The following is a 9719-nucleotide window of genomic DNA, read 5'->3' as shown; positions in this document are numbered from 1 at the left end:
GGTTCCGTATCCGGCGCCGGTCCCGTACCCCGGGCCTGTGGGGTATCCGGAGCCTCTCTCGGGTCCTGGGCCGCCGCCTCGGGGGCCGCCGGCGCCCGGGGAGTCGAAGTCGCGCGGGGAGACGTAGTCGCCGGGGGAGAGGGGGAAGTCCGGGAACTGGGTGCCGTCGGGGGAGTCGAGGGCCTTCATCCAGTCGGCGTCGGCGGCTGTGAAGCCGTCGGAGGGCCCGCCGGCGGGTGGTGTCGTGCCGTGGCCGTCGGGGCCGCCGAAGCCCGCCGGGCCCGCTGCCGCCGCCGCGTCGCCGCGCTCGCGGGCGTTGGCCACCGCCCGGAGCCGGTCGACGGCGCCGTCCATGGCGAACTGGGCGGCGCCCAGCCCCTCCACCACGTACCCGCGCCGGGCCTGCCCGCTGTCCTCGAACGCGGACAGGATGCGGTACACCGCCGAGAAACCGCCCTCGACGCCCTCCGCGGCGACGGCGCCCCGGGTCACCACGCCGTGCCGGTCCAGCAGCGTGCGGGCCAGGGCGTGGGCGCGGACCGTGGGGTCCGGCTCCTGCGCCGGGAGCAGCGACCAGCGGCCGGCGACGGTCGGCGGCCCGCTGCGGGAGGCGGGGCGGGCGGCGGCGGTCAGGGAGCCGTAGCGGCCGCGCGGGACCGAGCGTTTGGCGCGGTGCGCGGTGGAGCCCGCGGTGCGGCCCGAGCCCAGCAGCGAACGCATCGGGGTGAGCGTGTCGTTCGTGAGCCGGCCGGACCAGGCCAGGTCCCACAGGGCGTCGGCCAGTTGGGGATCGGAGGCCTCGGGGTGGGTGGTGGCGCGGACCTGGTCGGCGATCTGACGGAAGAACAGGCCGTAGCCGCCGGACAGGGCGTCCAGCACGGACTGGTGAAGGGCCGTCAGCTCCAGCGGGTGCGGCGGGGGCAGCAGCAGGGGGGCCGCGTCCGCCAGATACAGGGAGACCCAGCCGTCCTTGCCGGGCAGGGCGCCGGCGCCGGCCCAGACGATCTCCCCGGCGGCGGTGAGTTCGTCGAGCATCGCCGGGGTGTAGCCGGTGACACGGGACGGCAGGACGAGCTTCTCCAGGGCCGACGCGGGCACGGACGCGCCCTGGAGCTGCTCGACGGCCCGCACCAGCCCGTCGATGCCGCGCAGCGCGTGACCCTTGCCGATGTGCTGCCACTGGGGCAGGAACTGGGCCAGCGCGGCCGGCGGCACCGGCTCCAGCTCGTGCCGCAGCGCGGCCAGGGAGCGGCGGCGCAGCCGGCGCAGTACGGCCGCGTCGCACCACTCCTGGCCGATGCCGGCCGGATGGAACTCGCCCTGGACGACCCGGCCGGAGGCCGCGAGCCGTTGCAGGGCGCCCTCGGTGACCGCGACGCCGAGCCCGAAGCGCGCGGCGGCGGTGGCCGAGGTGAAGGGGCCGTGGGTGCGGGCGTAGCGGGCGAGGAGGTCGCCGAGCGGGTCCTTGACCGGCTCGGTGAAGGCCTCCGGGACTCCGACCGGCAGCGCTGTGCCCAGCGCGTCGCGCAGCCGGCCCGCGTCCTCGATCGCCGCCCAGTGGTCGGTACCGGCGATACGGACCCGGATGGCCCGGCGGGCGGCGGCGAGCTCTTGCGGCCACCGCGGTTCGGCGCCCCGCTCGACGAGTTCGGCCTCGGTGAGCGGGCCCAGCAGGCGCAGTACGTCCGCGACGCCCTCGACGTCCTTGACCCGGCGGTCCTCGGTGAGCCACTGCAGCTCCCGCTCCAGCTCGGTGAGCACCTCGGCGTCGAGCAGTTCGCGCAGCTCGGCCTGGCCGAGCAGCTCGGCCAGCAGCCGGGAGTCCAGCGACAGCGCGGCAGCGCGCCGCTCGGCGAGCGGGGAGTCGCCCTCGTAGAGGAACTGGGCGACGTAGCCGAAGAGGAGGGAGCGGGCGAACGGGGACGGCTCGGGGGTGGTCACCTCCACCAGGCGCACCCTGCGGGACTCCAGATCGCCCATCAGCTCGACCAGGCCGGGGACGTCGAAGACGTCCTGCAGGCACTCGCGGACCGCTTCCAGGACGATCGGGAACGACCCGAACTCGCTCGCCACCTCCAGCAGTTGCGCCGCGCGCTGGCGCTGCTGCCACAGCGGGGTGCGCCGGCCGGGGTTGCGGCGCGGCAGCAGCAGGGCGCGGGCGGCACACTCGCGGAACCGGGAGGCGAACAGGGCCGAGCCGCCGACCTGGTCGGTGACGATCTGGTCGACCTCGCCCTTGTCGAACACGACGTCCGCGGCGCCGACGGGCGCCTGGTCCGCGTCGTACTCCGTGCCCGCCTTCGCCGGCTCCTGGTCGAGCAGGTCGAGGCCCATCAGGTCGGCGTCCGGCAGCCGCAGCACGATGCCGTCGTCGGCGTGCATGACCTGGGCGTCCATGCCGTACCGCTCGGCGAGGCGGGCGCCGAGGGCGAGCGCCCACGGGGCGTGCACCTGGGCGCCGAAGGGGGAGTGCACCACGACCCGCCAGTCGCCCAGCTCGTCGCGGAACCGCTCCACGACGATCGTGCGGTCGTCGGGGACATGGCCGCAGGCCTCGCGCTGCTCGTCCAGGTACGACAGCACGTTGTCCGCGGCCCAGGCGTCCAGTCCTGCGGTGAGCAGCCGCAGCCGGGCGTCCTCCTTGGACAGGGAGCCGACCTCGCGCAGGAACGCCCCCACCGCGCGGCCCAGTTCCAGCGGGCGGCCCAGCTGGTCGCCCTTCCAGAACGGCAGCCGGCCCGGCACGCCCGGCGCCGGGGACACCAGGACCCGGTCGCGGGTGATGTCCTCGATGCGCCAGGAGCTGGTGCCCAGCGTGAAGACGTCGCCGACCCGCGACTCGTAGACCATCTCCTCGTCCAGCTCGCCGACCCGGCCGCCGCCCTTCTTGGGATCGGACCCGGCGAGGAACACCCCGAACAGACCGCGGTCGGGGATCGTGCCGCCCGAGGTGACGGCGAGGCGCTGGGCGCCGGGGCGGCCGGTGACCGTGCCGGCGACGCGGTCCCACACCACGCGCGGGCGCAGCTCGGCGAACGCGTCGGACGGATAGCGGCCCGCCAGCATGTCGAGCACGGCGGTGAACGCCGACTCCGGCAGCGACGCGAAGGGCGCCGCGCGGCGCACCACGGCGAGCAGGTCGTCGACCTGCCAGGTGTCCAGGGCCGTCATGGCGACGAGCTGCTGCGCGAGCACGTCCAGCGGGTTGGCGGGAACCCGCAGCGACTCGATGGCGCCGGTGCGCATCCGCTCGGTGACCACCGCCGACTGCACCAGGTCGCCCCGGTACTTGGGGAACACCACACCCGTGGACACCGCGCCGACCTGGTGACCGGCACGGCCCACGCGCTGCAGGCCGGAGGCCACCGACGGCGGCGACTCCACCTGGACGACCAGGTCGACCGCGCCCATGTCGATGCCCAGCTCCAGGCTGGAGGTGGCCACCACCGCCGGCAGCCGGCCCGCCTTCAGGTCCTCCTCGACCAGCGCACGCTGCTCCTTCGACACCGAGCCGTGGTGGGCCCGGGCGATGACCGGCGGAGCGCCCTGGGCCGCACCCGAGCCGCCCATCAGCTCGGCCGGCGCGTGATGCTCGTCCAGGGTCTCGCCGGTGGCCCGCTCGTAGGCGATCTCGTTGAGCCGGTTGCACAGCCGCTCGGCGAGACGGCGCGAGTTGGCGAAGACGATCGTGGACCGGTGGGACTGCACCAGGTCGGCGATCCGCTCCTCCACATGCGGCCAGATCGACGGCCGCTCCGCGCCCTCGGACGCGTCGGCCGCAGGGGAACCGCCCAGCTCGCCCATGTCCTCGACCGGGACGACGACCGACAGGTCGAACTCCTTGCCGGACTCCGGCTGGACGATCTCCACCTTGCGGCGCGGCGAGAGATAGCGGGCGACCTCGTCGACCGGGCGGACGGTCGCCGACAGCCCGATGCGGCGGGCCGGCTTGGGCAGCAGCTCGTCCAGCCGCTCCAGGGAGAGCGCCAGGTGCGCGCCGCGCTTGGTGCCGGCCACGGCGTGCACCTCGTCCAGGATCACCGTCTCCACGCCGGTCAGCGCGTCACGCGTGGCCGACGTCAGCATCAGGAACAGCGACTCCGGGGTGGTGATCAGGATGTCCGGCGGTCGCGTGGACAGCGCGCGGCGCTCGGCGGCCGGGGTGTCGCCGGACCGGATGCCGACCTTCACCTCCGGCTCGGGCAGGCCGAGGCGCACGGACTCCTGGCGGATGCCGGTCAGCGGGCTGCGCAGGTTGCGCTCCACGTCGACGGCGAGGGCCTTCAGCGGGGAGACGTACAGCACCCGGCAGCGCTTCTTCGGGTCGGCCGGGGGCGGGGTGGAGGCCAGCTGGTCCAGCGCGGCGAGGAACGCGGCCAGGGTCTTTCCGGAGCCGGTCGGGGCGACCACCAGCACGTCCGACCCCGCACCGATGGCCTGCCACGCGCCCGCCTGGGCCGCGGTGGGCGCGGAGAAGGCCCCCGTGAACCAGCCGCGGGTCGCGGGGGAGAAGCCGTCGAGGGCCGGATGGGCGGAGCTGACCATGCGTCCATCCTGCACCCACCCACTGACAATGCGCCTGACCTGCGGGAATGCGGGGCGGGTCGGGAGCGGTCGGCAGGGGGCCGGGCTGAATCGCGGGGGTGGGGACGGCGGGAGCCGGTTGGGACGGACGGCGGGGCGGTGTGGCGCGGCCCGGGCGGATCGGGCACACGGCGGGGGGCGCGGCCCGGGCGGGGGCGGCGGCCGCCGAGCCGTGAAGGACCTGAGCGGGGGGCGGGGCCGACCGGCGCCGGTGGGCCTGGCGGACAATGGGCCCATGGCTGGTTCGGGTGAGCAGGCGCGGCACTGGCAGTACGCCGAGCTGCCCGGGGTCGATCTGCTCCGGGCCCGGTACGTCCGCAAGACGTTCGTCCGCCACACCCACGAGAACTTCGTGATCGCCGCCATCAGCGAGGGCGTGGAGGTCTTCCACCACCACGGGGGCGACCAGTACGCGGGAGCGGGCACCCTGGCCCTGATCAACCCGGACACCCCGCACACGGGCCGGGCCGGAGTGCCGGAGGGATGGCGGTACGGCGCGGTGTATCCGTCCCCGGACGTCGTCGCGGAGATCGCCGCCGAGACCACCACCCTGCGCGGCACCCCCGGATTCGGCAGCCCGGTCCTCGACGACGCCTACTCCGTCGGCCTGGTCCACCACCTGCTGCGCGCCGTGGACGAGGGCAACGCGCTCGCCGCCGACACCCTGCTGAGAGTCGCCGTGACCCGGCTGCTCCGGCTGAACGGCGGCAGTCTGCCGGCCCGGCCGGTACGCACGGCCGGTGCCCGCCTCGCGGTACGCGCGCGTGCCGTGCTGGAGGAGCGGATGGCCGACCCGCCGCCGCTGGAACGGCTCGCCCGGGAGCTGGGGACCAGCCCGTTCGCCCTGCTGCGGTCCTTCCGGGACGTGTACGGCATGCCGCCGCACACCTGGCTCACCGACGCCCGCGTCCGGCGGGCCCGGCGGCTGCTGGACGCGGGCACCTCGCCCGCCGAGGCGGCGGTCGCCGTCGGCTTCACCGACCAGCCGCACCTCAACCGCCACTTCGCCCGCATCGTCGGCGTCCCACCGGGCGCGTACCAGCGCGAGCGCAAGAACGTACAAGACGCCCGCCGGCCGAGCCGCCTAGCGTCCGGTAGGTGACAGAACGCACCGCAGTCCACGACATACCCGCCGCGGGCGCGGACCGGCCGGATCGCGCCGTCGTCCGGGACGCCCTCGGCGTGGGGATCGCCGTCGGCCTGTCCGGGTTCGCCTTCGGAGTGACCTCGGCGGGCAGCGGGCTCACCCTGCTCCAGACGTGCGCGCTGAGCCTGCTGGTGTTCACCGGCGCGTCCCAGTTCGCGCTCGTGGGCGCCCTGGCGGCGGGCGGCAATCCGCTCACCGCGGCCGCCGGCGCCTTCTTCCTCGGGGCGCGCAACGCCTTCTACGGGCTGCGGCTGTCACAGCTGCTGCAGGTGCCGCGCGCGGTGCGGCCGTTCGCCGCGCAGTGGGTCATCGACGAGACCTCGGCGGTCGCCCTGGCCCAGCCCACGCGGCGCCACGCGCGCGTGGGCTTCGTCGTGACCGGGATCAGCCTCTACCTGCTGTGGAACCTCACCACGCTGCTCGGCGCGCTGGGCGCGGAGGCCATCGGGGACACCGACGCCTGGGGTCTGGACGCGGCCGGGCCTGCGGTGTTTCTGGCGCTGCTCGCGCCCATGCTGAAGACCGGCGTCGAGCGGGCCGTCGCCGCACTCGCGGTGCTGCTGGGGCTCGGCCTGCTGCCCGTCCTGCCCGCCGGGGCGCCGGTGCTGCTCGCGGCTGTCGCGGCACCGGCCGTGCTGTTCGTCCAGGGCCGCCGCATGCCGGGCGCTGACCGTGACCGTACCGGGGGAGACCGTTGACCACCTGGATCGCCATCGCCGCGACCGCGCTCGGCTGCTACGCGCTGAAGCTCGCCGGCCTGCTCGTTCCCGCGGGCGTCCTGGAACGCCCCCTGGTCAGGCGTCTGGCCGCGCTGCTGCCGGTGGCGCTGCTGGCCGCCCTGACCGCACAGCAGACCTTCGCCGACGGGCGCGCGCTCGTGCTGGACGCGCGGGCCGCCGGACTGGCCGCGGCCGCTGTGGCGCTCGTCCTGCGCGCGCCCTTCCTACTCGTGGTGGCCGCGGCCGTCGTCGTCACGGCCGGGGTGCGGGCGCTGGGCGGCTAGGCCCCGCCGAGGGGATCGCCCCGGCGTCGCGGGGCCCGGCCCGCCCATCCGCGGTCATCCGATGGAGCGGCCGTACGCCGTGAGGGTGCGCAGTGCCGCGATGGTCACCATCGGCCGCGCCTCCAGCACGGTGCCCGGTGCCCACCGGCGCCATCGCACGGGCCAGCCGCCGTCCTCCTGCTGCTCGCTCGCGAGATGGTCCAGGGACCGTGCCATCTCGGCGTCGGTGAACCACGCGCGCGCGAGCGAGTGCGGCGTGCGCGCGAAGTCGTAGGGGAAGTGGTGCTCACCGGGGGCGTAGCCGGGCGCGACCGGGTAGGCGTCGAGATCGTCCGGGTCCAGGGCGGCGAGCCGCTGTGCGCGCACCAGCCGGCCCAGCCGGTCGGCCGCCGCCTGGGCACGCGCGCGGTCGGGCGCGGAGTCCAGGAAGGCGACGGCGGCCTCGATCTCGTACGGGTGGGACTTCTCCAGCGACTCGATGCGCTGCCAGCAGAAGTCGGTCGCCCGGAAGAGCCACGCGTGCCACACCTCGTTGCGGTGCAGCACCCCCACCACGGGCCCGGTGGCGAGCAGATCGCTCGGCGGGTCGTCCACGATCGGGATGAACGGTGCCGCCGGGTAGCCGCGCTGGCTGGGATGGATCGCCGGCAGCGCGCCGTCCGGTGTGGAGACCGAGGTCAGGTAGCGGCAGACGCGTTCCACGCGCTGTCCGGCACAGCGTCCGATGGAGTCCAGCACCCGCAGGGCGTGCGCGGTGTGCAGCGGCTGGCTGACCGGTCCGCGCAGATCCGGCTCCAGCGCGTGGCCGTAACCGCCGTCGTCGTTGCGGTAGGCGTCCAGCGCGGTGTCCACCGGGTCGGCGCCGCCCCGCAGGAAGTGGTACGCGAACAGGCGCTGCTCCAGCACGCGCGCGGTCAGCCAGATGAAGTGCTCGGCGCGCGAGAGCGGGGAGCGCGCCGGGGGCGTGGAAGGGAGTGGGGATGCTCCGGTTTCGGCCATGGACGAGACCGTAGGCCGGAAAGCGGTCTCGGCGGACGGTCCCGGGCCGGAGCCCACTCTCAAGGGGCGGGATACTGGCGTCATGCGGTTGACGGTCTTCTGGCAGCGGATGGCGGAGCACTTCGGTGCGGGCTACGCCGAAACCTTCGCGCGCGACCACGTGATGTCGGAGCTCGGCGGGCGAACGGTGCACGAGGCGCTGGCGGCCGGATGGGATGCCAAGGACGTGTGGCGCGTGGTGTGCTCCGTGATGAACGTTCCGCGGGAGCGGCACTGAGCGGGGCGCCGGGACGACGGCGGCCCGTCCCGCACCGTAAGCCGCGGTGAAGATCACAGGGCGGCGGCCGGGTTGTCGGTGGCGTGGGCGAGACTTGTCCCGTGGAACCCACTGACGAGCCCGGGCAGCCGGCCCAGCAGGCATCCCCGCACGGTACGACGCCGCCCACCCGTCCCCCGGCCGAGGGCGACGCCGGGCCGGCCGTCCGCATGCCGCGCTGGCTGCCGCGCGCCATGGTGCTCGCGCTCGCCCTGATCGCCGCCTTCCAGCTGGGCAGCTGGGCGTTCCACCAGCTCACCGGGCTGCTGATCAACATCCTCATCGCGTTCTTCCTGGCCCTGGCCGTCGAACCCGCGGTGAGCTGGATGGCCTCCCGCGGTCTGCGCCGCGGCCTCGCCACCTTCCTGGTCTTCCTCGGCCTGCTCGTCGTCTCCGCCGGGTTCGTCACCCTGCTCGGCTCGATGCTGGCCGGCCAGATCACCAAGATGATCGACAACTTCCCCCAGTACCTCGACTCGGTCATCCACTGGATCAACAGCACCTTCCACACCGACCTCAAACGGCTGGACATCCAGGAGGGGCTGCTCCACTCCGACTGGCTGAGGAAGTACGCCCAGAACAGCGCGGCCGGCGTGCTGGACGTGTCCACGCAGGTCCTCGGCGGCCTCTTCCAGCTGCTGACGATCAGCCTCTTCTCGTTCTACTTCGCCGCCGACGGACCACGCCTGCGGCGCGGCATCTGCTCCGTGCTGCCCCCCGCCCGGCAGGCCGAGGTGCTGCGCGCGTGGGAGATCGCCGTCGACAAGACCGGCGGCTACCTGTACTCACGCGGGCTGATGGCGCTGATCTCGGCCGTCGCGCACTACGTGATGCTCCAGGCCCTCGGCATCCCGTACGCGCCCGTGCTGGGCATGTGGGTCGGCGTGGTGTCGCAGTTCATCCCGACCATCGGCACGTACCTCGCCGGTGCGCTGCCGATGCTGATCGCGTTCACCGTCAATCCCCTGTACGCGGTGTGGGTGCTGGTCTTCGTGGTGATCTACCAGCAGTTCGAGAACTACATGCTGCAGCCGAAGCTGACCTCGAAGACCGTCGACATCCATCCCGCGGTCGCCTTCGGCTCCGTCATCGCCGGAACCGCCCTGCTCGGCGCGGTCGGCGCGCTCATCGCCATCCCGGCGGTCGCCACGCTGCAGGCGTTCCTCGGGGCGTATGTGAAGCGATACGCCGTCACGGACGATCCCCGCGTCCACGGCCACCGCGGACGCGCCCCGGGCGCGGGCCTGCTCACGCGCGGGCGTGGCCTGTGGGGGCGGGGCCGGGCGCGGGGCGGGGAAGGGGAGCGCGGGGGTGCCTCCGGCAGCGGAGGGCCCGGTGCGTGAGCGTGACGCGCACCGCCTGCACCGCTCTTACCTGAGCAGCGTCTACACCCCTGGTCAGTACGTGAGCACCGCCCACACCGCCGTGCCCGCCACCGCGGCGGCGTAGCACCCCACCGCCGTCGCCACGATCCGCTGCCGGACCGCCGCGTCCCACGGCGTGCGCGCCAGCAGCCAGGCCAGCGCGGGCAGCACCAGCACGGCGTGCAGGGCGACCCCGTGCAGGGGCTTGAGCGGGGCGGTCGAGTGGTACGCGGCCTGCTGATGTCCCGTCCGTGAGAGCACGACACCGCGCGCGATCATCGCGGCGCCGGAGGCGAGGCCGATCAG

General features: G+C 74.6%; 7 protein-coding genes and 1 pseudogene. 5 read left to right on the top strand and 3 right to left on the bottom strand.

Annotated features, from left to right (window positions below):
• Positions 1-4545: ATP-dependent helicase (locus C3489_RS37185; protein WP_258055122.1), on the bottom strand; the 4545-nt coding region annotated here is incomplete at its 3' end.
• A gap of 274 nt (positions 4546-4819) precedes the next feature.
• Here C3489_RS37185 and C3489_RS37180 point away from each other — a divergent pair.
• From C3489_RS37180 to C3489_RS37170, 3 genes are read left to right on the top strand one after another with little or no spacing between them, the layout of a single operon-like run.
• Positions 4820-5686 (top strand): AraC family transcriptional regulator, encoded by an 867-nt coding sequence (locus C3489_RS37180; protein ID WP_103786558.1) that lies wholly within the window; start codon positions 4820-4822, stop codon positions 5684-5686.
• Positions 5683-6429 (top strand): AzlC family ABC transporter permease, encoded by a 747-nt coding sequence (locus C3489_RS37175; RefSeq protein ID WP_103786557.1) that lies wholly within the window; start codon positions 5683-5685, stop codon positions 6427-6429. Before C3489_RS37180 ends, C3489_RS37175 begins: the two co-directional genes overlap by 4 nt.
• On the top strand, positions 6426-6734 hold the full coding sequence (locus C3489_RS37170; protein WP_103786556.1) for an AzlD domain-containing protein: 309 nt from the start codon (positions 6426-6428) through the stop codon (positions 6732-6734). The genes C3489_RS37175 and C3489_RS37170 overlap by 4 nt, the downstream gene beginning before the upstream one ends.
• 54 nt (positions 6735-6788) lie before the next feature.
• Here the strand turns inward: C3489_RS37170 and C3489_RS37165 are convergent, their stop codons facing one another.
• Positions 6789-7733, bottom strand: a complete 945-nt coding sequence (locus tag C3489_RS37165) for a hypothetical protein (protein ID WP_103786555.1) — start codon at positions 7731-7733, stop codon at positions 6789-6791.
• A gap of 82 nt (positions 7734-7815) precedes the next feature.
• Here C3489_RS37165 and C3489_RS37160 point away from each other — a divergent pair, with 82 nt between their 5' ends.
• Both C3489_RS37160 and C3489_RS37155 read left to right on the top strand, forming a co-directional pair.
• Positions 7816-8010, top strand: a complete 195-nt coding sequence (locus C3489_RS37160; protein WP_103786559.1) for a DUF3046 domain-containing protein — start codon at positions 7816-7818, stop codon at positions 8008-8010.
• Positions 8011-8111: 101 nt separating this feature from the next.
• Entirely contained in the window at positions 8112-9392 is a 1281-nt protein-coding gene (locus C3489_RS37155) for an AI-2E family transporter (RefSeq protein WP_103786554.1), read from the top strand.
• A gap of 54 nt (positions 9393-9446) precedes the next feature.
• Here the strand turns inward: C3489_RS37155 and C3489_RS37150 are convergent.
• Positions 9447-9719: pseudogene (locus C3489_RS37150) on the bottom strand (hypothetical protein); the annotation flags it as partial.

It is taken from the genome of Streptomyces sp. Ru71 (assembly GCF_002920535.1).
GTDB lineage: Bacteria > Actinomycetota > Actinomycetes > Streptomycetales > Streptomycetaceae > Streptomyces.
Note: the sequence above shows the minus strand (reverse complement) of the source record. Positions and strands in the feature narration are given on the sequence as shown.

Coding starts and splice junctions, on each gene's coding strand:
- C3489_RS37180 (WP_103786558.1), top strand. CDS start 4,820: ATGGCTGGTTCGGGTGAGCAGGCGCGGCACTGGCAGTACGCCGAGCTG.
- C3489_RS37160 (WP_103786559.1), top strand. CDS start 7,816: ATGCGGTTGACGGTCTTCTGGCAGCGGATGGCGGAGCACTTCGGTGCG.
- C3489_RS37165 (WP_103786555.1), bottom strand. CDS start 7,733: ATGGCCGAAACCGGAGCATCCCCACTCCCTTCCACGCCCCCGGCGCGC.